The sequence below is a fragment of the Comamonas kerstersii genome, from assembly GCF_002056725.1.
GTDB lineage: Bacteria > Pseudomonadota > Gammaproteobacteria > Burkholderiales > Burkholderiaceae_C > Comamonas > Comamonas kerstersii.
Map to the genome: position 1 here is coordinate 3,274,588 of NZ_CP020121.1, position 22,565 is coordinate 3,297,152.

Annotated in this window: 19 protein-coding genes, 3 tRNA genes and 1 pseudogene; 11 read left to right on the forward strand and 12 right to left on the reverse strand. The window is 57.9% G+C overall.

Features of this window, described 5'->3' with window-relative positions:
- The first annotated feature begins 51 nt into the window (after window positions 1–51).
- From B5M06_RS15360 to B5M06_RS15375, 4 genes and pseudogenes are all read left to right on the forward strand, one after another.
- Complete coding sequence (locus B5M06_RS15360; RefSeq protein WP_054066221.1) at window positions 52–849, forward strand: outer membrane protein assembly factor BamD; 798 nt, start codon at window positions 52–54, stop codon at window positions 847–849.
- A 151-nt stretch (window positions 850–1,000) separates the two neighbouring features.
- Window positions 1,001–1,077, forward strand: a tRNA-Val gene (locus B5M06_RS15365).
- Between the two features lie 168 nt (window positions 1,078–1,245).
- Window positions 1,246–1,336: transfer RNA gene (locus B5M06_RS15370), tRNA-Ser, on the forward strand.
- 548 nt (window positions 1,337–1,884) lie between these two features.
- Window positions 1,885–2,100: pseudogene (locus tag B5M06_RS15375) on the forward strand (IS3 family transposase); the annotation flags it as partial.
- A gap of 146 nt (window positions 2,101–2,246) precedes the next feature.
- Here the strand turns inward: B5M06_RS15375 and fdhE are convergent.
- The 5 genes from fdhE to B5M06_RS15405 all read right to left on the reverse strand — a co-directional run bounded on the left by fdhE (window position 2,247) and on the right by B5M06_RS15405 (window position 8,598).
- Window positions 2,247–3,206 (reverse strand): formate dehydrogenase accessory protein FdhE, encoded by a 960-nt coding sequence (fdhE, locus tag B5M06_RS15380; RefSeq protein WP_080025307.1) that lies wholly within the window; start codon window positions 3,204–3,206, stop codon window positions 2,247–2,249.
- A complete protein-coding gene (locus tag B5M06_RS15385; protein WP_054066219.1) occupies window positions 3,203–3,862 on the reverse strand; it encodes a formate dehydrogenase subunit gamma in 660 nt (219 codons plus the stop codon). The genes fdhE and B5M06_RS15385 overlap by 4 nt, the downstream gene beginning before the upstream one ends.
- On the reverse strand, window positions 3,859–4,770 hold the full coding sequence (fdxH, locus tag B5M06_RS15390; RefSeq protein WP_054066218.1) for a formate dehydrogenase subunit beta: 912 nt from the start codon (window positions 4,768–4,770) through the stop codon (window positions 3,859–3,861). Before fdxH ends, B5M06_RS15385 begins: the two co-directional genes overlap by 4 nt.
- Window positions 4,771–4,778: 8 nt before the next feature.
- Window positions 4,779–7,832, reverse strand: a complete 3,054-nt coding sequence (gene fdnG / locus B5M06_RS15395; RefSeq protein WP_205245360.1) for a formate dehydrogenase-N subunit alpha — start codon at window positions 7,830–7,832, stop codon at window positions 4,779–4,781.
- 689 nt (window positions 7,833–8,521) lie between these two features.
- Window positions 8,522–8,598: transfer RNA gene (locus B5M06_RS15405), tRNA-Pro, on the reverse strand.
- A 117-nt stretch (window positions 8,599–8,715) separates the two neighbouring features.
- Here B5M06_RS15405 and B5M06_RS15410 point away from each other — a divergent pair.
- Window positions 8,716–9,795: an AbrB family transcriptional regulator gene (locus B5M06_RS15410; protein ID WP_114070913.1), complete on the forward strand. Its 1,080-nt coding sequence runs from the start codon at window positions 8,716–8,718 to the stop codon at window positions 9,793–9,795.
- Between the two features lie 102 nt (window positions 9,796–9,897).
- On the opposite strand, the gene B5M06_RS15415 is transcribed toward B5M06_RS15410, so the two are convergent.
- A complete protein-coding gene (locus tag B5M06_RS15415; protein ID WP_054066216.1) occupies window positions 9,898–11,076 on the reverse strand; it encodes a M20 aminoacylase family protein in 1,179 nt (392 codons plus the stop codon).
- A gap of 141 nt (window positions 11,077–11,217) precedes the next feature.
- Window positions 11,218–12,558 (reverse strand): DUF3100 domain-containing protein, encoded by a 1,341-nt coding sequence (locus B5M06_RS15420; protein ID WP_054066215.1) that lies wholly within the window; start codon window positions 12,556–12,558, stop codon window positions 11,218–11,220.
- Between the two features lie 216 nt (window positions 12,559–12,774).
- Here B5M06_RS15420 and B5M06_RS15425 point away from each other — a divergent pair, with 216 nt between their 5' ends.
- Complete coding sequence (locus B5M06_RS15425; RefSeq protein ID WP_054066214.1) at window positions 12,775–13,698, forward strand: LysR family transcriptional regulator; 924 nt, start codon at window positions 12,775–12,777, stop codon at window positions 13,696–13,698.
- Between the two features lie 58 nt (window positions 13,699–13,756).
- Here B5M06_RS15425 and B5M06_RS15430 read toward each other — a convergent pair whose 3' ends face one another.
- Window positions 13,757–14,380, reverse strand: a complete 624-nt coding sequence (locus tag B5M06_RS15430; protein ID WP_054066213.1) for a LysE family translocator — start codon at window positions 14,378–14,380, stop codon at window positions 13,757–13,759.
- A 151-nt stretch (window positions 14,381–14,531) separates the two neighbouring features.
- On the opposite strand from B5M06_RS15430, the gene B5M06_RS15435 reads away from it, so the two are divergent.
- The 4 genes from B5M06_RS15435 to B5M06_RS15445 all read left to right on the forward strand — a co-directional run bounded on the left by B5M06_RS15435 (window position 14,532) and on the right by B5M06_RS15445 (window position 19,098).
- Entirely contained in the window at window positions 14,532–15,953 is a 1,422-nt protein-coding gene (locus tag B5M06_RS15435; protein ID WP_240183953.1) for an aminotransferase-like domain-containing protein, read from the forward strand.
- Between the two features lie 15 nt (window positions 15,954–15,968).
- Window positions 15,969–16,577, forward strand: a complete 609-nt coding sequence (locus B5M06_RS15440) for an HD domain-containing protein (protein WP_054066211.1) — start codon at window positions 15,969–15,971, stop codon at window positions 16,575–16,577.
- An 86-nt stretch (window positions 16,578–16,663) separates the two neighbouring features.
- Window positions 16,664–17,020, forward strand: coding sequence for a hypothetical protein (locus tag B5M06_RS17185; protein WP_162777401.1), 357 nt, complete (start codon window positions 16,664–16,666; stop codon window positions 17,018–17,020).
- A gap of 380 nt (window positions 17,021–17,400) precedes the next feature.
- Window positions 17,401–19,098: a sensor domain-containing diguanylate cyclase gene (locus B5M06_RS15445; RefSeq protein WP_054065221.1), complete on the forward strand. Its 1,698-nt coding sequence runs from the start codon at window positions 17,401–17,403 to the stop codon at window positions 19,096–19,098.
- A 714-nt stretch (window positions 19,099–19,812) separates the two neighbouring features.
- Here B5M06_RS15445 and B5M06_RS15455 read toward each other — a convergent pair.
- The 3 genes from B5M06_RS15455 to B5M06_RS15465 all read right to left on the reverse strand — a co-directional run bounded on the left by B5M06_RS15455 (window position 19,813) and on the right by B5M06_RS15465 (window position 20,787).
- Complete coding sequence (locus tag B5M06_RS15455; RefSeq protein WP_054065222.1) at window positions 19,813–20,178, reverse strand: RNA recognition motif domain-containing protein; 366 nt, start codon at window positions 20,176–20,178, stop codon at window positions 19,813–19,815.
- An 81-nt stretch (window positions 20,179–20,259) separates the two neighbouring features.
- Window positions 20,260–20,529 carry a translation initiation factor IF-1 gene (gene infA / locus B5M06_RS15460; protein WP_054065223.1) on the reverse strand — a complete coding sequence of 90 codons (270 nt, stop codon included), beginning with the start codon at window positions 20,527–20,529 and terminating at the stop codon, window positions 20,260–20,262.
- A 21-nt stretch (window positions 20,530–20,550) separates the two neighbouring features.
- Window positions 20,551–20,787 carry a hypothetical protein gene (locus B5M06_RS15465; RefSeq protein ID WP_058880184.1) on the reverse strand — a complete coding sequence of 79 codons (237 nt, stop codon included), beginning with the start codon at window positions 20,785–20,787 and terminating at the stop codon, window positions 20,551–20,553.
- A 192-nt stretch (window positions 20,788–20,979) separates the two neighbouring features.
- Between B5M06_RS15465 and B5M06_RS17190 the strand changes: the two genes are divergently transcribed.
- The gene (locus tag B5M06_RS17190) at window positions 20,980–21,219 is read left to right on the forward strand and encodes a hypothetical protein (protein ID WP_130932708.1); all 240 of its coding nucleotides are present in this window, start codon (window positions 20,980–20,982) and stop codon (window positions 21,217–21,219) included.
- On the opposite strand, the gene B5M06_RS15470 is transcribed toward B5M06_RS17190, so the two are convergent.
- Window positions 21,201–22,409, reverse strand: coding sequence for an HD-GYP domain-containing protein (locus B5M06_RS15470; protein WP_162777376.1), 1,209 nt, complete (start codon window positions 22,407–22,409; stop codon window positions 21,201–21,203). The genes B5M06_RS17190 and B5M06_RS15470 overlap by 19 nt on opposite strands.
- Between the last annotated feature and the right edge of the window lie 156 nt (window positions 22,410–22,565).

The window sequence follows — 22,565 nt, forward strand, 5'->3', positions numbered from 1 at the left end:
GTCTGATCCTTCTGGAACCTTATGACAACCTCAGTCCGAAAGCTGTTCGCCATGCCGCGTTTTTCACGACCTGTTTTTGCTGTTGTTTTGACTGCGGCATTTCTGGCCGGGTGCTCGTCCACCAAAGATGATCCCACTGCAAACTGGACTCCAGAGCGCATCTACACCGAAGCGCGTGACGAGGCAGAAGCAGGCGGCTACGACAAGGCAGTGCCTCTGTTTGAAAAGCTCGAAGGCCGCGCCGCAGGCACACCACTGGCACAGCAGGCACAAATTGAAAAAGCCTATGCCCAGTACAAGGGTGGCGAGCGTGAGCAGGCACTGGCAACACTGGATCGCTTCATCCGCCTGCACCCCTCCAGCCCTGCTCTGGACTACGCCCTCTACCTCAAGGGTCTGGTGAACTTCAATGACAACCTGGGACTGTTCTCGTGGCTGTCACGCCAGGACCTGTCCGAGCGCGACCAGAAAGCCGCCAAGGACTCCTACGAATCCTTCAAGGAACTGGTCACACGCTTTCCCAACTCGCGCTACGCCCCTGATGCACGCCAGCGCATGACTTACATCGTCAACTCGCTGGCCCAGTATGAAGTGCACGTTGCACGCTACTACTACCAGCGTGGTGCCTATGTGGCAGCCATTGCACGCGCCCAGACCGCGCTGACGGACTATGACGGCGTTCCCGCATCCAAGGAAGCCCTGGATATTCTGATCAACTCCTACGACAAGCTGGGCATGGCCGACCTGCGTGACGATGCCAAGCGCGTGCGCGAAAGCAGCTTTGGCAGCAGCGCCGAAAGCACTCAGGCCCAGGACACCCAAAAGAAGCCTTGGTGGAAGCTCTGGTGATGCACCAGATGTTGGGCTCCGGGTACTGCTGAGCATTTGTTCCCATCGCTACTTCTTTACAGGGCTTTTGAGCCCTGTTTTTTTGAACGATTTGGCAGTTTTCCCTTTTGAGGCCTGAAAACCCTGCTATAGTTCTTCCTGTTGACAAAACAGGCGCGTAGCTCAGTTGGTTAGAGCACCACCTTGACATGGTGGGGGTCGTTGGTTCGAATCCAATCGCGCCTACCAGGATTCTTCAAACAAAGGACTTGTCCAAATACACAAGTCCTTTTGTTTTTCACAAATCCTGGCCAAAGTATCAACACACGCTCAAAGAAGCCAGGCTTACAGCTTCAAAATCAAGAGCAAAAAGTAAATTTGCACTTCAGCATGTTAGAAATGCTTGAGTTACACCCCGGAAGGGTGGATGAGTGGTTTAAGTCGCACGCCTGGAAAGCGTGTGTAGGTTAATAGCCTACCGCGGGTTCGAATCCCGCCCCTTCCGCCAAGACATAAGCCAAAGTGATTGATTCACTTAGGCTTTTTTTTGCTTTGAATCGGTATGCCATTTGGTATGCCATGGATCGTTTGATTTGTTGCTGCTGGATTGGATCAATCTAGAGCAAAAAACCAAGCCTGAGCATTCCGGTTCAAATACGCATGCTGACTGATGTTCTTTCCGTACTGCGAGATTGCGTGCAGTGATGGGGCGTTGCTGGCGCGGCAGTTTCAGGATGGCCTGCTCGCACGGTTCTTCAAAGGCGAGCCATACAAAGAGTTTTTGGCTGAGTACGTGCAAGCCCCTTGCTGGTCACAAAGATGATCTACTCATCTACCGCAGGCGCCTAAGGAACTCATTTGGATGAGTACGTCAAGAATGTGCCGTCGCAAGTCAGAGCTGCGCGCATTGCCGATGAATACAACCAGCGTATGCAGGGGCACAGTAGTACCAGAGCGGGGGCGGGATTCAGTACGTAATGGCCAGAAATGGGGCAGAGCTGTTGGAAGTGCTCAGTGCCAGCACTACCTAGCCAAGCAGCTTCAGCCAATTGCTGATGCGATCACAACTCCCCCATTGAAAGCTTCTGGGGACGATTGAAGAACGCTTGTGTGCATGGACAGCGCTTCGCTACCCGGGAGCAAACAAGGCAGGTCATCATGAACTGGATGGCCTTCAACAATCACCGTAGATTGCATTCGAGCTTGGGCTACCTCAGCCCCATGCAATACGAGAAACGCTGGTACGAAGCACAGCGTAAAAAGGCCGCGTAAGCAGGGAGCTAAGAGCTCCACAAAGCAGGGGCAACATCAGTTCGATTAAATTACGGCTAACGAAAAAGCCCATCTGCAAATCAATCTACAGATGGGCTTTTAGCACCTTCGCCGAGAGCTAAGGTACACGGAAGAGTCTGTACCCTCTAGCCTGGGACATCGAGTGCGGGCAGCATTAAGGGATTCACTCCGCTACGTGCCAGCTCCTTTTCTTCCATTTCCGCATCGAGTGCAAGGCTCCCCAAATCGTCGGCAACGAGCTCAAGCTGGTGATCCAGTTGCTGGTAAAAGGCCTTCAGGTAGGTGTTGCAGCCGTTGCAGCTCTCTGCCTTGATTGGCGCTTTTTCACTTTCTAGGCACCAGTAGTCCAAGGCACCAGTGCTATCGCAGTTCGTACAAGTGGCGCGAACCACATGCCATTGGCATTCACACAAACTGCATTGCAGATAGCGCAGACCAGCTTGCGCGCCGCCTTGTATTAAGCTGCCAGTAGGAACATGACCGCACACGGGGCAGAGATGATTAAGGTCTCCTATTTCCGCCTGGCCAGACGCTGGCAATTGGCTACTTAGCTGACGCCAATACATGGACAACGCACACCACAGCAGTTGTGCAATACCAGGTTCCGGCAAAGCTCCAGCATCACTTAGCTCCTCGCCACGCAGTGCGGTGAGCAGCGCATCTGCCCACATTTCACGCTGTTCAGCGTCTGCAGACTGCAGACTTTGCAGTGCTTTTTGTACAGCACTGGTATGCATCCGCGGTTGCTCGGTCAACTGCACGAGAAACTGATCTAGCAGTGTTTGCCAATGAACAGATCGTTTCCATTGCGCTGAATGCAATGGTGCTTTCTTACTATGCTGCAAAACAGTGCCAAGATATAGGCTTTCTGCCTCTGGCAAAGGTAGAGCTTGTGCTGTGGTCTGCTGCGCGCTAACGAGGTCCGCAGCCCATAGCAGATAGTCCGCCATCGCATGGCCCTCAGCTAGCGCTTGCAAACGACTGGAGCGCTGTGTGTAAGGAAGCTTGGCCGTAGGACGCTGCAAGGATGCAATTTCCCCCACGCCCGGCGATCGCTCTGCTTCAGGAACGACTTGGATGCTCATTGTGTTCCTTTAACCTTTGTTTTTTCCTTGGAGCTTTTGCTGGCAATTTCTTGGTACCAACGATCGTGGTGGGCACGTGCCCAAGCATGGCTGACGTAGCCCGTGACCATTCCACGGATAGAGCCCTTGACCCAGAGCGCCAGATAGATGTGGCCTATGATCAGCAACATCAGGCCGACACCCGCTACCGCATGCAGCAGCAAAGCAACGCGCAATACAGGAATGGGAAACAGGTGAGCAAAGTAGGCACGCCAGATGACCAGACCGCTAATCAGCAGCACGCTAATCAGCAACATGATTCCCCAAAATAGGAATTTTTGGCCGGCGTTGTACTTACCGATACGCAGTGGCTTGCTGTGATCACCTGCGGCTACAGACTTAATGTTGTCTGCCCAGATACGATCTTCCTTGACGAACAAGTTGTATTTCACAAAACGGATAAATAAATACACCAGTGCCAAGAACACCCCGATGCCAAAGAAGGGGTGTAAGACTCGCGCCATCTGTGGCGTGCCGAAGACGCCATTTAGCCAGTTCAAGCTGGGAAATACCCAAGAGAGCCCCGACATGGCAACTAGAAAGAAGCACACCACCATGGCCCAGTGACACAAACGTTCAGGCAAGGGTGTACGCAAAATCATGCGGTCTTTTTTCATGCCTTTTCTCCCTTCGACGTGGATGTGTGATCGCCCTCGATATCGTCATCGTCGACTTCATTGGGGCCTGTAGTGATGTAGTGAGCGGCAGCGCCTGCCAACGCAGTCACAAAGCCAAGTGCTGCCAGTGGCTTGAACCAGCCCTTCCAGCCTTCAACCACACTGCTGATCTTGGGCTCATTAGGCAGCTTGTGGTAGAGCTCGGGTTGATTAGCGTGTTGCAGCACGTAGATCACATGAGTGCCACCCACACCTGCCGGGTCGTAAACCCCAGCGTTTTGCACCCCACGGGATTTCATCTCGTCCACACGACCTTCTGCCTTGATCAGCATGTCGTCTTTCGTGCCGAACGAAATCGCACCAGTCGGACAGGTTTTTACGCAAGCCGGCTCCTGCCCCACAGCGACACGGTCAGAACACAAGGTGCATTTGTAGGCTTTGTTGTCCTTTTCGCTGATGCGTGGTACATCAAACGGACAACCGGCCACACAGTAGCCGCAGCCAATACAGTGCTCGGACTGGAAATCAACAATGCCGTTAGCATATTGCACGATCGCACCAGGTTGCGGGCATGCTTTCAGACAGCCAGGATCCTCACAGTGCATACAACCGTCTTTGCGGATCAGCCATTCCAGTTTGCCTTGCTCATTGACGTGCTCATCAAAGCGCATCAAGGTCCAAGTTTGGGGTGAAAGATCGCGTGGGTTGTCATAAACGCCGAAGTTCTCACCAACGTCATCGCGCAGATCATTCCATTCGCTACAAGCGACTTGGCAGGCTTTACAGCCAATACAGATGCTGACGTCGATAAGTTTAGCCACTTCGGCCTTATGGTCGCGGGCATGGGCAGCCGGTGTGAAACCGTTGGTGGCCGAGCGCCGCACGATATCTTGGGATTGCATGGTCATGGCGTGCCTTATGCCTTTTCGATGTTGACCAAGAAGGCCTTGAACTCGGGAGTCTGGGCATTGGCATCGCCAATACCAGGGCTCAGCGTATTTGCCAGATAACCCTTGCGTGTGGTGCCTTCGTAGCCCCAGTGGCAGGGAATACCGATCTGTTCAATCTCCTGGCCATCAACTTGCAACGTCATCACGCGTTTGGTAACAACTGCTTTACCCTTGATATGGCCACGTTTGCTAGAGACACGAATGACATCGCCGGCCTTAATACCTTTTTTCTGAGCCAGTTTTTCGGATAACTCAATGAACTGTTCGGGCTGAACAATCGCATTCAGACGCGAGTGCTTGGTCCAGTGGCGGAACATCTCGGTGATCGAGTAGGTGGTCGCGACATAGGGGAACTGCTCGCGTGTCCCCATGCGTGCAGCGTCATCAGCGAACACACGAGCCACGGGGCTCTTACTGACCTTTGCGTGCAATGGGTTTGCGGCGATGGGACTTTCCGTCGGTTCATAGTGTTCGGGGAAAGGACCATCGTTCATCCCCTTGGCAGAGAACAAACGTCCCACACCTTCGGGAAGCATGATGAAGGGATTGACGCCACTATTGGGGGCTGCTGTGACTGGGTAGTCGGGTACATCAGCGCCGCCCCATTTCTTTCCATCCCAGTGCAGTATTTGGCGCTTCGGGTCCCAAGGGTTACCCGCTGGGTCAGCCGAGGCACGGTTGTAGAGCACACGGCGGTTGGCCGGCCAGGCCCAAGCCCAGCCGGGAGTATTGCCGTGACCTGTGTCTGTGTTGTCGCGGCGGGCCATCTGGTTCCCTGCTTCGGTCCATGAGCCGGCAAAAATCCAGCAGTAGCTGGCGGTGGTGCCGTCGTCACGCAACATGCCGAAGTCAGAAAGCAGTTGCCCCTTCTTGGCGATCAGCTTGCCGCTGTCGTCATACAGGTCGGCCAGCGCATAACCGTTGGCTTCCTTGGCGACTTCTTCGGGGTGTGGATCTTCTGGGTTGTGGTATTCCCAGCGCATATTCATTAGCGGCTCGGGGCATGTTCCACCTTCCTTGGCGTACAGCTCACGCAGTTTCATGAAGATGCCACCCAGAATGCGGCCATCATGGCGTGCTTCAAATGGGGGCTCTTGCGCAGCCCAGTGCCACTGCAGCCAGCGGCTTGAGTTGACAATGGCGCCGTTTTCCTCGGCAAAGCACGACGAGGGCAGACGGAACACCGTCGTTTGGATCTGGGCTGGGTCCACGTCGTTGAATTCGCCGTGGTTCTTCCAGAAAGTCGAAGTTTCTGTTTGTAGTGGGTCGATGACGACCAAGAACTTCAGTTTAGCTAGTGCATCGCGCACCTTGGTGGAGTCGGGCATGGCCGCCACGGGGTTGAAGCCCTGGGCGATGTAGCCGTTGACCTTGCCGCGGTACATCAGGTCAAAGTATGCCAGCATGTCGTAACTGCGGTCCCACTTGGGCAGCCAGTCGAAGCCCCAGTTGTTGTCTTTGGTGGCGTGCTCGCCGTACAGGTCCTTCATCAGGCTGACAAAGAACTTGGGCGTGTTTTTCCAGAAGTTCACTTGGCCTGCCACATCCGCTTTGGGTGTGATATCGCTCAGATAGCCTTCCAGGGTTTGCTGTGCATCTTTGGGTAGATCCATGTAGCCAGGCAGGCGTGTGGATAGCAAGCCAAGGTCGGTATAGCCCTGAATATTTGAGTGTCCGCGTAGCGCATTCACGCCGCCGCCAGCCATGCCAATGTTGCCCAGCAGCAACTGGATCATGGCTGCACCGCGAATGATCTGAGCGCCAGCAGTGTGGTGCGTCCAGCCCAGGGCGTACAGGAAGGTGGCGGTGCGGTTAGGCACGCAGGTGCTGGCCAGTTGCTCGCACACGTGCAGGAAGTCTTCCACCTTGGTGCCTGTGATGGTGTTCACCATCTCGGGGGTGTAGCGCTCCACATGCTTTTTCAGCAAGTTCAGCACACAGCGGGGATTTTGCAGCGTGTCGTCTTGCAGGGCATGGCCTTCAGCATCTCGCTCGTAGGTCCAACTGGACTTATCGTAGATTTTTTTGTCTTCGTCGTAACCGCTAAACAAGCCTTCTTCAAAGTTGTAGTCCTCCCGCACGATCAGACTTGCATTGGTGTAAGCTTTGACGTATTCGTGCTGGATTTTGTCGTTTTGCAGTAAATAGTTGACGATGCCCATCAAAAATGCAGCGTCTGCGCCAGCGCGAATGGGGGCGTAGAAGTCAGCAACAGCCGCCGTGCGGTTGAAGCGTGGGTCCACCACCATCAGGTGGGCTTTGTTGTGGATCTTGGCTTCAATCGCCCACTTGAATCCCACCGGGTGGGCTTCAGCGGGGTTGCCGCCCATGACCAAGATCACATTGGCGTTCTTGATGTCCACCCAGTGGTTGGTCATAGCACCACGGCCAAACGAAGGGGCGAGGGCCGCCACGGTGGGACCATGGCACAGACGGGCTTGGCAGTCGAAACCTACCATGCCCAAGGCACGGGCAAAGCGGAAGTCTAAGATGCCGGTTTCATTGGATGCTGCAGAAGAAGCTAACATGCCAGTAGAGAGCCAGCGATTGACCGTTTCGCCTTTGTCATTTTTCTCGATGAAGTTGGCGTCTCGGTCGTCCTTGAGCAAGCGAGCGATGCGCTCGTTCGCTTCCTCCCAACTGATGCGCTTCCATTCATTGGTCCCAGCTTCGCGCACTTCGGGGTACTTCAGGCGCTGTTCGGAATGAATGTAATCCAATGCGCCCGCACCCTTGGGGCACAGAGAACCACGGCTTACTGGGTGGTCTGGGTCACCTTCGATGTGGAAGATCTTGGACTTGGCGTTTTTGGCACCATCACCCAAGCTGTACATCAGCATGCCGCAACCCACTGAACAGTAGGTGCAGTTATTGCGTGTTTCTTTGGCGCGCAGTAGTTTGTACTGGCGGGGGAGAGTGGCTTGCGCAACAGAGGGGGCAAAGCCCAAGGACGCAGCAGTGGCGCTAGCAGCAGCAGCGCCACACAGCTTAAAGAATCTTCTTCTGCCGTGATTCATCATCGTGAGTAGTTTTCATAAACCGCGCTCCCATGACCATGGAGGGCGTTAGGTTTACAGGCAGCAGTGCATGAGGAATGCTACCTGTTGAGTCGGGGGAACAGCCCGAACTCAAAGGCCTCGACCTTGACGATTGCTCACACATTGCCGAGCCTCACGGGCCACGTCGAATGTTGAGGGAATGCCAATGGCAAGCAATAGAGCTGCTCGATGAGAACGGCTCGCAAGACGAGGGAATTCAAACAAAAGCCCTCAAGCTTCTGTCACTTGACCTATGTTAAAAAGTCAAAAGAGCGCCAATCTACCACCGCACATATAGCTCGATGGACAAAATGCTATATAGCGCTGAAAATTTGTCAGTTATTTTTTACTTTTTAGGGGCCCGAAGAATGGGGCATCAATGGCGGACGCCCCTTCCGCCAGAACAAAAAACCTCTGTAGATCTTTGATTTACAGAGGTTTTTTGCTTTCTACTCCAGAAAACTTGCCGCACGTGCACCACTCCAGCACTCCTCGTTTTTGCAGCAGAACTGCCTGACAGGTTTGTGCCTAACGCGGATCTGCAGTGCGATGTCGGCAGGCGCGCCTCGAAGGCGCAAGTAGCAAATTTCTTGTTTACCCCTTTGTTTACCCCTCAGCCCAGAAAAGACAAAAGGACTTAGCCGATCTCTCAGCTAAGTCCTTGAATCTTTTGGTCGGAGCGGCGGGATTCGAACTCGCGACCCTCTGCTCCCAAAGCAGATGCGCTACCAGGCTGCGCTACGCTCCGATGACAATCCTTAGATTCTACGCCTTTTTTTGCTATGAAAAGTGAAAAGCGTGTCAGCATCAAGCATTCATGGCACATCATGTGCAAAGCAATCTGAATAGACCGAAGTTTTACAACATGCGTTTGCCTCTGCGCCCTCTTCCTGCCTATCTGCTCACCCTGCTCATTGCCTTTGCGGCAGCCCAGCTGTTTGTGTGGTGGCATGTGCCACTGCCCTGGCTGACCGGCCCGTTGCTGGTGACGGGCGTGCTGTCCGTCATGCAGCTGCCCGTAGTCAGCCTGAACCGCATGCGCAACCTGGCCCAATGGGCCATGGGCTCTGCACTGGGCATGTATTTTTCGTCGGAGATCCTGGGGCTGCTGGCCCAGCTGTGGTGGGCCGTGGGGCTGGCCGTCATGTTTTCGCTGGGGCTGGGCCTGCTCAGCGCCCGGTTCATTGCGTGGTGCAACCGTGGTAACGACGGCTTCCACAGCCCGGAGCAATTGCACTCCACCGCCTACTTTTCGGGGGTGATTGGGGCTGCCTCGGAAATGTCCATCCTGGCGGAGCGCAGCCAGGCCAGAACCGATCTGGTCGCCGCCAGCCACAGCCTGCGGTTGATGCTGGTCACACTGTGCGTGCCTTTTCTCGTGGCCCTGATTGAGCGTGAAGTTCCCGCCGCCAGCCTCCCCAGCGCACCACTGGCACTGAGCTTTGAGCCTGCAGGCTTTGCGCTGTTTGCGCTGCTCACTGCGGCTGGCGTGGCGGTGTTTCAGTGGCTCAGGCAACCCAACCCATGGTTTCTGGGGCCGTTCGCAGCTTCCGTCATCATGGCTTTGTGTGATCTGCAGCTTTCCGCCCTGCCACCAGGCCTGAGCAACGCTGCACAGCTGGTCATCGGCATCAGTCTTGGTGTGCGCTTTAACCGCCAGTTTCTGAAGAGCGCGCCGCGCTGGGCTTTGAGCATTACGCTGCTGACGCTGGGGCTGATCGCGCTGTGTGCCGGGTTTGCCTGGCTGCTGTGGCAATGCATGGATCTGGACTACACCTCGCTGCTGCTGGCCACTGCACCGGGTGGCATTGTGGAAATGTCCATCACTGCCAAGATTTTTGCGCTGTCCGTGCCCGTGGTCACATCGTTTCAGGTCACGCGCCTGATTGCCGTGCTGCTGCTCACCGAGCCTTTGCACCGCTGGCTCTATGTACGAAAAACATAAGCCAAATTGGCCTCTAGCGCTTATGCAGCAAGCGCTGGCAGCTATAAAAAAAGCGCTTCACCAGGAAGCGCTTTTTCGTGATTGGCAGATGCTGTCTGCGACTCAGCCCGCCTTGGGCAGCTTGCCGTCACGCAGCAATGCGTAGACCAGCTCCACAAAATACTGCACGCCCTTGGGCAATACGTTGTCGTTGAAGTCGTACTTCGGGTTGTGCAGCGAGGCACTGTCTTCACCATTGCCCATCCAGATATAGACACCGGGGCGGGTCTGCGACATGAAGGAAAAGTCTTCCGAGGCCATGCTGGGCTTCAGATCGCGGCGCACATTGCCTTCGCCCAGCACCTGGGTCAGCACCTCGGCGCAGATGTCAGCATGCTCGGGGTGGTTGATGGTGGCGGGGTAGCTCACGCGGTAGTCCAGCTGTGCCTCCAGACCATGCAGGGTGCAGGTAGCGGCAATGGCATCACGAAAGCGCTGCTCAATCCGGGCGCGCTGCTCCATGTCAAAGCAGCGCACGGTGCCGCGCAGCTTGATGACTTCGGGCATGACGTTGTAGGTATCGCCTGCGTTAAAGCTGGTCACACTCAGCACGGCAGGCTTGTGCACTTCCTGCTCACGGGCAATCAGTGCGGGCAACTGCGTCACCAGCTGGCAGGCGGCCAGCAATGCATCTTTGCCCAGATGCGGCATGGCGGCGTGGCAGCCCTTGCCCGTCAGTGTCAGGTCAAAAATGTCAAAGGCTGCCATCACGGCGGTGCTGTGCACGGCTGCTGTGCCCACGGGCAGGCCGGGCCAGTTGTGCATGCTGTAGACCGCATCCACGGGGAAGCGCTCAAACAGGCCCTGCTCAATCATGGTGCGTGCACCGCCCTCGTTTTCTTCGGCAGGCTGGAAGATGAAATGCACCGTACCCGCAAAGTCAGGGTTGGAGGCCAGGGCCTGCGCTGCGCCCAGCAGCATGGTGGTGTGACCGTCGTGGCCGCAGGCGTGCATGCGGCCTTCGTTGACAGACTTGTGCTCGCAGTTGTTGAGCTCCTGCACATGCAGGGCATCCATGTCTGCGCGCAGGCCAATCGATGGGCCATCGCCACGCTTGCCGCGCAGCACAGCCACCACGCCCGTGCCAGCCAGTCCCGTGTGTACTTCCAGGCCAAAGCTTTGCAGCAGCTCAGTCACACGCTGGCTGGTACGGTGCTCCTGGTAGGCGGTTTCGGGATGGCGGTGAAAGTCATGCCTCCATGCCTGCAGCGTTTGCTGACCGGGCCACTTGATGGTGTTCATGACAGATTCCTCTTGTTCAAAAAATCAAAGTTGATAGCAATATACGCCTGCAGCAATGCCAGCGCAGCCCCAAACAAAATGCCTCGCAGCACATCGGGATGTACTGACGAGGCATAGATCACATCGGTGGTGATGACCGCCTTACATATTGCTCACAAAGAACTGTGCGATCACCGCAGCCGCCAGGAAGACTCCGGCATTGGCCATCAGCGAGACCACCACAATGCGCCAGCCCAGGCGGCGGAAGGCGGGAATGTCCTTGGCCAGCGACAGACCCGCAAAAGTCAGCATGGGCGTAATCATGGCCAGGAAGCTCACCTTGCTGGTAATCGCTGCCACCTCTGCCGCATAGGGCACGGCAGGGAAAGTCAGCGCCATGGCCACAAAAGAAATCCAGCACACCGCAGGCAGCTTGCGGCCAGTACCCATATAGATCAGATCACCCACCAGTACCACAGCAACGATGAGTGCGATGCCAGGCAGCGCATCCAGCATGGGGATGCCGTAGCCGATCTGGTTGCCCACCAGCACCAGGAAACCCACATACACCCATGCCAGCAGACGCATACCCAGGTTCAGCGCAGGCACATGCACCACTTCATGCGCAGCAGGTGCAGCCTCCTGCACCGCCACTGCCTTGCGATTGCGGCCCAGAATAGGCTCCAGGAAACGATAGGCACGTATGGCCAGAGGCAGGGAGATAAACAGCGTCAGATACGTACCCAGCGTGGTGGCGATCAGGTTGGCCGCAGCAGCAAAAGTCGCAATGTCATTCGCACGCTCTGGGTATTGCGCAGAGATGGCACCCACCGCCGCCGCCGTCATGCTGCCCGAGCCCACGCCCGCGCCCATGCCCAGCGCGATGGGGTGGAAAATGCCCAGGCTGGCCACAAAGCCCGCCAGCAGCGAGATAAAGATGGCGCCAATCAAAGTGCCAGTGATGTATTCCGCCAGCACGCCGCGGCCTTCGGGCGAGTCCATACCAAAGCGCTCACCCACAATGGCCAGACCGGGCTCACGGCCAATCGAGAACGTTGCACCAATGGCTTCGCGCTTGATGCCCAGCAACAGCGCCACTGGCATACCCAGCAGCACGCAGCCAATCAGGTTGCCCAGCTCCTGCAGCGCCAGGCCCCAGCCCACCTTGGCCAGCTGCGGCAGCGAGCCACCTACCATCAGGCCCAGCTTGGCAATGAACAGGAACAGTGCGCACGACAGCACAGCTGCCGCCAGGTGCTGGCTGTGCAGCCCCAGGCTCACGGGCTTGGGCATGCGCTTGGCGAGCAGGCCCAGAATCAGGCCAATCAGCAGCGCCCAGATCATGGGTAGCAACACCACCTTGCCTACACCCAGCTCAATGGGCAGTGGCCCCAGCCACTCGGACAAAGCGGCAATCACCAGTGCCAATGCAAACACCTGCATGACGCTGCCGGCGCTGATGCCGGGCTGGGCCGAAGCGGCCTTTGGAACGTTGGAAGTCATCGATTTTCCTTTTGCGCTGCTGCCTGCGCAGTCCCACGCGCTGATATTGAACAAACCGTTCGGCCGCACCCACAACTACGCTGGTTATGCACACGGACCACTGTCAATGACTATATCTGCGCATAGATTGCACTTTATTAGTTTTGCGTTCTGAAAATTAGAACAAAATACCAGTTGCTGCCCCGTTCTCTCGTAAGTCATCACTTTCTGCTGCACATGCTCGCCTTTCACGATTCCCGTGCTCGTTATTTGTATGAGGCTGTAACTTCTGGCAGTGTGCGCCATGCTGCAGAAAAGCTGGGCATCGTGCCTTCTGCCGTCAGCCGCCAGATTGCACTGCTGGAAGAAGAGCTGGGGCTGGTGCTGCTCGAGCGTCACCGCAGCGGCGTGGTGCCCACGGCAGCGGGGCTGCTGCTGCTGGACTACTACCGCCAGCATCTGGCCCACCAGCACGACATGCTGGCCAAGATTGAAGCCCTGCGCGGCCTGCACACCGGCACTGTGAGCGTGGTCAGCGGTGAAGGCTTTGCCCAGGAACTGGTGCAGGGGCCGCTGCAGCAGTTTCGCCAGCAGCACCCTGGCATCTCGGTATCGCTGGAGGTGTATGGCACCAACGAAATCATGCGCCGCGTGCGCGAAGACCAGGCCGAGCTGGGGCTGGTGTACTACGCCCCGGCAGATCCCATGGTGCAGGTGCGTGCCAGCGCGCTGCAGCCCATGCATGCCATCGTCGCCAGCAACCACCCGCTGGCCAGCCAGCCCATGACCTCGCTGCACGAGCTGCAGCAATGGCCCGTTGCCCTGCTGCAGGGCGTGTACGGCATTCGCCAGCTGGTGGAATATGCAGAGCAGACCGACCAGCTGCGGCTGAGCCCTGCGCTGACCAGCAACCTGATCAGTGTACTGCTGCACTTTGTCGGCAGCGGCCAGGGCGTCACCCTGCTGCCCCAGTGCGCCGTCACCACCGAACTGGCACAGGGCCTGGTGCGCGCCGTGCCTATCGACAACCCCGCCTTTGCCCATGCGCAGATGCAGCTCATCACGCGCACAGGCCGTCAGCTTTCACCAGCTGCCAATCGCTTTCTGCGGTTTTGCCTGCAGGGTATGGCTGCCTTCCAGCAGCAGGCTGCTGAGACTTAAAAATTAATAGCTGTCAGCGCTTATTTTTCGGGCATTAGCAGCCATTTTTATTAAATTTTTATATCTTCACTGCCAGCATGGGCCACAGTGACAGCAGCAGCAAAGCGGCCATCGCAGCATTGAAGATGCGCAACGCCCGGCGCGACTGCAGCCAGCGGCCAATCGCGCTGCCAAACAGTGTCCATACGCTGATGCAGGGGTAGTTCACCAGCGGCATCAGCAGTGCACTCAGCAACAGGCTGGGCCAGTACGCCTGTGGCGAGGTATAGGCTGCCACCACACCAATACTCATCAGCCATGCCTTGGGGTTCACCCACTGAAAGGCTGCAGCCTGCCAGAAGTTCAAAGGCTGAACTCTGCCGCCCTGGGTCTGCATGCGGCCAGCGCTTGCAATCTTCCATGCCAGCCAGATCAGGTAGGCCGCCCCCAGCCACTGCACTGCGGTATAGAACTGGGGCTGCTGCGTAAACACAGCCCCCAGCCCTGCGCCTACCATCAGCAGCTGCACCGATGTACCCACTGAAATCCCCAGCATATGCGGCACGCTGCGCTGGTAGCCAAAGTTGGCACCAGAGGCCGTGAGCATCACATTGTTCGGCCCCGGCGTGATGGAGCTCACCACAATAAACATCACCAGCGGCAACCAATGGTTGGAAGACGACAAATCCAGCGGCAGATTCATGCAGACACCTCGTAGCAAAACCATCACAAGGCTTGCATGCTAGGCGCAATTACCCATACAGTTGCCATACAGTTATTCCACTCACTTTAGAGACTGTATGGCCTCAAACACCCGAACAGTACGCCCCCAAACCGCTGACAGCAGCAACGCCTTGGGCTGGCAACCCCTGCGCGGCAGCGACAGCCCGCCGCTGGTCGAGCAACTGGTGCAGCACTGCCAGCAGCTGCTGGGCAACCACAGCCTGCGTGCGGGCACCCGCATGCCTTCTGTTCGCCAGCTGGCAGACAGCGCAGGCGTGAGCCGCGACACCGTGGTGCAGGCCTATGACAGGCTGGTCGCGCTCGGTTTATTGCATTCGCGCCCCGGTGCTGGATTTTTTGTGAGCACCCAGCGCAGGCTGCATGCGCCCTCCACCCCTGAAATGCCCTGTCTTTCTGCAGGACAGGCTTTTGACACCCCCTTTTTGCTGCGCAGCATGTTCCGCAGCCATGGACAGGTGCAGTTTGACGGCAGCACCGGCCTGCTGCCCCAGAGCTGGATGGACCACGACATGCTCAACGCCGCCGTACGTGCCGTGGGCCGCAGCGCAGGCATGCAGCTGCTGGGCTATGGCGAGCCACAGGGATACGCGCCGCTGCGCCAGCAAATCAGCGCCATGCTGCTGGCGCAAGGGCTGCAGATAGACCCTGAACTGGAGCTGATGACCGTCACCGGCGTCACCCAGGGCATGGATTTGATCTTGCGCAGCACCCTGCGCGCGGGCGACGCCGTGCTGGTGGAGGACCCCGCCTGGTTCATGGTGTTTGGCATGCTGCGCGCGCTGGGCGTACAGGTGCTGCCCGTGCCCCGTCTGCGCGATGGCCCTGATCTGGAAGTGCTGGAGCGCCTGGCCAGGGCGCACCGGCCCAAGCTCTTGATCACTAACACCGTGGTGCACAACCCCACGGGCTTTGGCCTTTCTCTGCCCGTGGCCTATGACGTGCTGCGCCTGGCCGAGCAGCACAACTTTCTGATTCTGGAAGACGACACCTATGCAGACTTTGTGCCACAGCCCATGCGCCTGGCGACGCTGGATCGGCTGCGCCGTGTGCTGCTGATTGGGGGCTTTTCCAAGACACTGGCTGGCAGTCTGCGCGTGGGCTATGTGGCCGCACAGCCCGAGCGCATTCGCGCGCTGACGGATGCCAAGCTGCTCAGCGGCCTGACCAGCCCGGAGCTGGGCGAACGCGTGGTGCACCGCATCCTTGCCGATGGCCAGTACCGCAAGCATGTACAGCGCCTGCGCGAACGGGTGGACACGGCCCGCCAGCGCTGCCTCAAGCTCGTGGAGAACATGGGCCTGGTCGTGCACCAGGAGCCACTGGCCGGCATGTTTATCTGGGCCGATGCAGGGCGCGATACCGAAGTGCTGGCACGGCAGATGGCAGCGCAAGGGGTTTTACTGGCACCGGGGGTGTTGTTTTCTGCCAATCAACAGGGGTCAACCATGTTGCGGTTGCCGGTGTCGATCACTGATTCAGACATTTCTCTACTTCTCAATGAGCCAAGAATGTGGCTTTTTCCGCTTAAGTGAACGGCATTACTCTCGATGAACTGCTTTTCAACTGACCCCGCCCACGACACCACCCATCTCACCCGTGTCTGGGCCACTGCCCAAACCCTGCTGCAAGACCACCCCGAAGCAGATGCCGAAGTGGTGCACGCTGCCTGCCTGTGGCATGACTGTGTGAATCTGCCCAAAAACCATCCGCAGCGTGCACAGGCTTCGCGCATGGCGGCAGAAAAAGCAGTCGCTGCGCTGCGAGCGCGAGGCTTTCCCGCGCACAAGCTCGATGCCGTGGCCCATGCGATTGAGGCCCATAGCTTTTCGGCAGGTATTGCGCCACAGACCATAGAGGCAAAGATCGTGCAGGATGCTGACCGGCTCGATGCCCTTGGCCCTGTAGGCATTGCACGCATGTTCAGCGTGGGCGGTCAGCTGGGCCGTGCGCTGGCCCACCCCACCGACCCTCTGGCGCAGCAGCGCCCGCTCGACGATGTGACGTACACGCTGGACCATATCGAGGTCAAGCTCGCCACCCTGCCCGCCAGCATGCAGACCGCAGCCGGAAGGCGGCTGGGAGAGGAGCGCATGGCCTGGATTCGCAGCTTTCAGGCAGCGTTTGTGCAGCAGTGGCTGCCTGCGGCAACGCCCTGACCTTTCCCGCAGCATGCCTAACTGGTGACGCCCTTGCCCAGTCAGTTCTGCCTCAAGCTCGTGGAGAACATGGGCCTGGTCGTGGCATGTTGATCTGGGTCTATGCAGGGCAAGATACCGAAGTGCTCGCACGGCAGATGGCAACGATGTTGCGGTTGCCGGTGCCAGCGGTGATGTCGGTGGTGGATGATGTCGATGATTCTTTCTGGGAATATTTCAATCATCATGAATGGCTTACAGCGACAAGCATGCCGCTTGAGGATACTCTGCATCCATCAAAAATCAGCAGCCAAAAAAACGAACGTCTAGGGCGTGTTCACGTAAACATTGGGTTCGCGCAGCCACGACAAGGCCGTCAATGCGCGACGCACGGTGCAGCGCGGGTGTCCACCCGCGCAAGACGGGCAACAAAGCAGGGGCGGCCTTGTCGTGGCTGCCCCTGATATTGAAATCACCAATGGGGTTGAAGGCTTGGGGCGGTCTGCGTTGTTGCGGTGGCTGGCAAGGCGCTCGGCATTGCTGCGCCACCGCGCCTAGCAGCCCATCCCCAAGCCTTCAACGCGAATTCCCAAGCTTTATGTGAACACGCCCTAGCCATTGGCGTGCAAAGCATCATCGGTAAGTTGTTGTTTCTTCGTTGCGACCGCTGCCTAGCAGGTCTTTCAAAGTCAAGCCATCGCGCGCGAAAGCGCTTGATGCAGCGCTTCCTTAACTGGAGCTTCACCACAACAAGCCCCAGCATGGAACTTGCAAAGCGCATACATTGATGATTGCGCCTTGCTACACGCACCCTGTGCAGCCTCTTTCTCCTGCCCCCCGCGTTATGACCCCTTCCAGCCCTCCCGCCAAAAGTTTTCGCACCCACATTGCGCTGGTATTTGGCAGCTTTACGGCATTGCTGACCATTGCACTGTGTCTGCTGTGGGGGGAAATCCTCAAACTGCGCCTGCAGCAACAAGCCGCGACCCGCCTGAACATGGTCGCGCACAACACTGTGACCTTGCTGCACGAAGAAATCAGCCAGCAAAGCCACCGCACACAAGTGCTGGCACGTGCCAAAGAGCTGTGGGAAAGCGGCCTGGATGCCGACAGCGTACGCACCATGCTTGACCGCGTGCAGCACATCAACCCACACAACGTCTGGATTGGCGTCGCTGATACACAAGGCACGGTACGCAATGCCACACAAGGCATGCTGCAAGGTGCGAATGTGGCTGCACGCCCCTGGTTTCAGGAAGGCATGAGCACACCCTTTATCAGCGAAGTGCACCCCGCCAAGCTGCTGGCAGATTTGCTGCCACGCAGCATGACCGGCGAGCCCTTGCGTCTGGTGGACTTCTCGGCCCCCATCTACCACCCAGACGGCCATATTGCGGGTGTGCTGGGCGTGCACGGCAGCTGGGACTGGATACGCGATTCGGTAGAGCGCCTGCTCCAAGGGCCTGGTACGGAGCTGCAGCAAAGCGTATTTATCTTCGACCGCCAAGGGGCGCTGATTTATGCACCAGCAGGAGTCATGGCTCCCTACACCGACTTAGGCCAAAGCTTGCCGCTGCAAGGCAAGCAACTACAAGATGCGCTGACTGGTGCGCCGGTATCCGCCATCTGGAAAGACAGGCCCCAGCCTTATCTGACCACGGCAGTCCAGCTGCCAGCTACAGTCACTGACCTGGGCTGGTGGATCGTAGCGCGCCAGCCGCTGGAAATGGCCTATGCCGATGCCAACCGCGTGATCTGGATGGCCCTGGCAGCTGGTTTGTTCCTAGGGCTTCTGGGCGCATTGATCGCTTGGCGCTTGGCCAAGCACGTCAGCGATGACCTCAAGACCCTGGCCCAGGCGGCAGGCCGCATCCATGCTGGTGCGGTAGACACCCCCCTGCCACTCATGAACAGCAACCGTGAAGTGCAGTTGCTGAGCGCGTCGCTGTCCCACATGACGCAAAAACTGCTGCAGGCCAATGACGAGATGAAGGCGCAAGTGCGCCTGCATACTCTGGAGCTGCAACAAGCCAATGCGGAGCTGGAACGCCAGGCGACGACCGATCCACTCACACAGCTGCTCAACCGCCGCGGTTTTGAAGCCCGCGCTGCACTGGCTTTGGCCCTGGCCGTTCGCAATGCACGGCCGCTCAGCGTACTGAGCATCGACATCGACTTCTTCAAGCGCATCAACGACACCTATGGCCACGATGTGGGTGATATGGTGCTGCAAGCCTTGGCCCGTACTTTGGCTGAACGCGCCCGCGACTCCGATGTGCTCGCGCGCTTTGGGGGTGAAGAGTTTGTGCTGCTCTTGCCCGACACCGATGCTCAAGGTGCCAAACACATGGCGGAGCATCTGCGCCAAAGCATTGCAGATTTACACCTTGCACCTGTTGGCCACATCACCGTGAGCATTGGCGTAAGCAGCCTGTATCTCGACCAGGCCAGAGACAGCTTGAATGAAATGATCAAGCGCAGCGATGCCGCCTTGTATGCGGCCAAAAACAGTGGCCGCAACAAAGTGTGCTTCAGCGACTGAGCACAAGCCTGCAGCGACAACACCATCACCGCTGATACCGTGGCCCATCAGATTGAGGGCCCATAGCTTTTCAGCAAGGATTGCGCCGCAGACCAGAGAGGCCAAGCTGGGTGAGGAGCAGATGGCCTGGAGTTGCAGCTTTCAGGCTGCGCTTGTGCAGCAGTGGCTGCCTGCGGCCAGCAACAAAATTTAAGTATAAAAAGTTGCTCTAACGCTTACCCAGCAAGCGCTAGCAGCTATTAATTTATAAGTATTTAGCTTCGTGCAAGCATTGCTGCAAAGCGGAAGGCCCTGTGAACCGCAGCACCGGGCCCTCAAAAGCAGAAAGCAGCGCCATATCCCGTGGGCGCTGAACACTGGGGTAGTGCCATACACGCTGCACAAAGCGCCAGTCCCAACGCGGCAGCGATGTGGCTGGCACGCCATCGGCACGCTGGCCTTGCCAGCTGCGGGTGGTGTGCCCTGCGCCCAGTACAGGGCATCCAGGTGCACCAGTGGCAAAGCCATGCTGCGCGCCAGCTGCCGGGCCAGGGTAGATTTACCGGCTCCGGGGCTGCCAAGGATGAGAATGCGCTGCGCGCCTGCAAGCATGGGGCTCATGCCGCCACTGTAGCCCGGCGGCAGGCATGCACAGGCGAAAAAAAAATCTGCCACAAGGGCAGATTTTTTTGTCAGCACGCTGCCCTTCCAGGAAAGACAGCGAAATCTGAGTGCTTAGTAACGATCGCGGCCACCGCCGAAACCGCCACCGAAGCCGCCTTCACGGCCGCCGCGGAAACCGCCGCCGCCGTTGTTGCCACGGAAGCCGCCGCCGAAGCCGGCAGGACGCTCTTCACGGGGACGGGCCACGTTAACCATCATGTTACGGCCGCCCAGAGGCTGCTCGTGCAGGCCTTCGATGGCTGCTTGTGCTTCAGCGTCGGAAGACATTTCCACAAAGCCGAAGCCCTTGGAACGGCCGGAGTCGCGCTCCATCATGACCTTAGCGGATACGACGTTACCGAATTCGGAGAATGCTTGCTCCAGATCGTTGTCGCGGACGGAATAGGCCAGATTGCCAACGTACAGTTTGTTGTTCATGGTGAAACTCTTGAGAGAAAAAACGCACAGCCACCACGCCGTGCCAGGGAAAAAAGAAAAGAGGTGGTTGCTCTGTGCGATTTATCGGTGAGGGCGACGCTTGGCGGCCGATGGGCCAGCATGCGAACGCTGCTCGATATGTCGGAAGGTGATGCGGCCCTTGTTCAGGTCATAGGGCGACATCTCCAGGGTGACCTTGTCACCAGCCAGGATGCGGATGCGGAACTTGCGCATCTTGCCGCCGGTGTAGGCAACCAGTTCATGGCCGTTGTCCAGCGTGACGCGAAAACGCGAGTCGGGCAGCACTTCCATGACCTGGCCTTGCATTTCAATCAGATCTTCTTTTGACATGGGATCTCCTTCGATGGGATGTCAGGCAGTCAGGCCCGGCTGTTGCAGCAGGCGCCGGCCTTCACGGCAGGCGTAGCGCAGGGCAGCGGCGGCGGTATCAAAGTCAGGCACAAAACGAAACACGCGATCATGCGTGCTCTGGCCGTGGCCGCTGCGGATGGAAAGCGAGGCGGTGTAGGAACCGCTGTTTGTCAGTTCGGCGGCTGGTGTCAGCGCATATCTGCCGATGACTTCTAAGGTCGGGGAAACGTAGTTCAACAAAGTGGCGCAAGCACAGCGCTGGCGCAGAAAAAAGGTGGCTCAAAAGCAAGCCGCTTTACGCTTTTTTGGGAAAACGTAATTTAGAGAGGACTGGCCCTGTGCTGCATTCCACCGGCGGGGGCCACGCCTGATGGACGGAGGTAAAGAAAAACCGCCTACTGTGGCGGCTGAAAAATCAGACTTACTGCCATGAGCAGCAAGCTCAAAGATGCTCACTCTAACAGAACTTATGCTGCAGCGCGCAAGTCTTGGTGCGGCAAGTTGCAAGGTTATTCCCAAAAAGCAGTACAAAAAACTGCTTTTCCCTTGCTGCATATACGCTTGCAGCTATGTTTTTTATTTGAAAATTTTTCCTCGACGCCCCCTTGCAGCACCAGACACCACCGCCTTTCGCAAGGCCGGGCAATTTTTTATACAGCTTCTGCCTGAGGCTCGACCTGTGTGGGTGGCTCGGGCGGCTGCCACAGACTGGCCCAGTCGATGGCGGCGTACAGTGCTTCAGGCACGGCAACAGGCTGCTCCACCGCATGGTCAGGCTGCGCCGTACTGCGTGGCTGCGGCGGCTGCAGCAGTGCACCACTGCGGTTTTGCACGGCCCACACTTGCATGTCCTGCGGCTTGCGCTGGCGGGTGCGCAGCAGTGCCAGATCTCCATTGTGCAAAGCCACCATGCTGCCGGGCGGGAACAGTGTCAGGCTGCGCACCAGTGCCAGCACCCAGGCGCTGTCATAGGCTGTCTCGCGCTCGATGTACAGGGTCTGCATGGCCTGGCGCGGCAGTCGCGCCGTGCGATTGGCCCGTGATGTGACCATGGCAGCGTAAGAGTCCGCCACGGCCAGCAGGCGCGCACCATCACAGATGGCATCACGCAGCAGGCGCTGTGGGTAGCCCGTGCCATCACAGCGTTCATGGTGCTCACGCACCACCTGCAGCCAGAGTGGGTCTTTGACACCCATCTGACCCAGCATGGTTTCTGCATAGGCGGGGTGACAGCGTATTTCGGCCTGCTGCTCCGCAGTCAGCGGCCGGGTCTGGGTATCGAGCTGCTGCTGCAGGTCCAGAATGCCCACATCGCGTGTCAGTGCGGCGCAGACCCAGGAGGTGCGCGTGTCCTCATCGATCCCTGCTTCAGAAGCAAGCACTTCCACCACAGCAGCGCCCAGCAGCTGCTGCACCACCAGATAGCTGTGGGAGCGGTTGGTATGCAGACCCGCCAGCAACGCATCCGCATCGTCCTTGCAGGCCTGAGCAATCACGTGGGCCATGCCAATGACCAGCATGCGCATGTCGTTGCGCAGCTCACCAGCCAGCAAACTGGCGTGCAGACGCTCCAGGCTATTGGCTAACCGGCGCGTGCGCACAAACACCGGCTCAGCCTTGTGCGGCACACGCTGGCGCGGTGCTGCCACAGGTGCGGCCGGGGCCTCTTCCACCTCCTCGTCTGGAGCTTGCTCATAGATGTAGGCACCGCGCGTGAACAGTGAGTCCAGATGCCGCTGCTGGCGAATCACATAGCCTTCGCGCAGCAGCAGGTTGCCGAACTCGTCATATACCGTCCAGGGCAGCGCCTCATTCAATGCCAGTTCATAAGGAAGAATGCGCCGCATTGTGGTCTTCATTGCTTGCTCCATTGTTTTTCTTGAGCCGGGCGGAGCCACCTGTCAAAGGCGGTGCTCTGCGCTGGTGGCCACAGCACCTGCAGCGCTTATTGGCAATCAAGCAATTAGACGCAAAAAACACACCTTGTCACACTCGGACATTGCGCGTTTTGCGAT

Excerpts from the sequence above, each read along its gene's own strand:
- B5M06_RS15360 (WP_054066221.1), top strand. The coding sequence starts at position 52 with ATGCCGCGTTTTTCACGACCTGTTTTTGCTGTTGTTTTGACTGCGGCA.
- fdhE (WP_080025307.1), bottom strand. The coding sequence starts at position 3,206 with ATGAGCATCCAAGTCGTTCCTGAAGCAGAGCGATCGCCGGGCGTGGGG.
- B5M06_RS15385 (WP_054066219.1), bottom strand. The coding sequence starts at position 3,862 with ATGAAAAAAGACCGCATGATTTTGCGTACACCCTTGCCTGAACGTTTG.
- fdxH (WP_054066218.1), bottom strand. The coding sequence starts at position 4,770 with ATGACCATGCAATCCCAAGATATCGTGCGGCGCTCGGCCACCAACGGT.
- fdnG (WP_205245360.1), bottom strand. The coding sequence starts at position 7,832 with ATGATGAATCACGGCAGAAGAAGATTCTTTAAGCTGTGTGGCGCTGCT.
- B5M06_RS15410 (WP_114070913.1), top strand. The coding sequence starts at position 8,716 with ATGCGTTTGCCTCTGCGCCCTCTTCCTGCCTATCTGCTCACCCTGCTC.
- B5M06_RS15415 (WP_054066216.1), bottom strand. The coding sequence starts at position 11,076 with ATGAACACCATCAAGTGGCCCGGTCAGCAAACGCTGCAGGCATGGAGG.
- B5M06_RS15420 (WP_054066215.1), bottom strand. The coding sequence starts at position 12,558 with ATGACTTCCAACGTTCCAAAGGCCGCTTCGGCCCAGCCCGGCATCAGC.
- B5M06_RS15425 (WP_054066214.1), top strand. The coding sequence starts at position 12,775 with ATGCTCGCCTTTCACGATTCCCGTGCTCGTTATTTGTATGAGGCTGTA.
- B5M06_RS15430 (WP_054066213.1), bottom strand. The coding sequence starts at position 14,380 with ATGAATCTGCCGCTGGATTTGTCGTCTTCCAACCATTGGTTGCCGCTG.
- B5M06_RS15440 (WP_054066211.1), top strand. The coding sequence starts at position 15,969 with ATGAACTGCTTTTCAACTGACCCCGCCCACGACACCACCCATCTCACC.
- B5M06_RS17185 (WP_162777401.1), top strand. The coding sequence starts at position 16,664 with ATGTTGATCTGGGTCTATGCAGGGCAAGATACCGAAGTGCTCGCACGG.
- B5M06_RS15445 (WP_054065221.1), top strand. The coding sequence starts at position 17,401 with ATGACCCCTTCCAGCCCTCCCGCCAAAAGTTTTCGCACCCACATTGCG.
- B5M06_RS15455 (WP_054065222.1), bottom strand. The coding sequence starts at position 20,178 with ATGAACAACAAACTGTACGTTGGCAATCTGGCCTATTCCGTCCGCGAC.
- infA (WP_054065223.1), bottom strand. The coding sequence starts at position 20,529 with ATGTCAAAAGAAGATCTGATTGAAATGCAAGGCCAGGTCATGGAAGTG.
- B5M06_RS17190 (WP_130932708.1), top strand. The coding sequence starts at position 20,980 with ATGAGCAGCAAGCTCAAAGATGCTCACTCTAACAGAACTTATGCTGCA.
- B5M06_RS15470 (WP_162777376.1), bottom strand. The coding sequence starts at position 22,409 with ATGAAGACCACAATGCGGCGCATTCTTCCTTATGAACTGGCATTGAAT.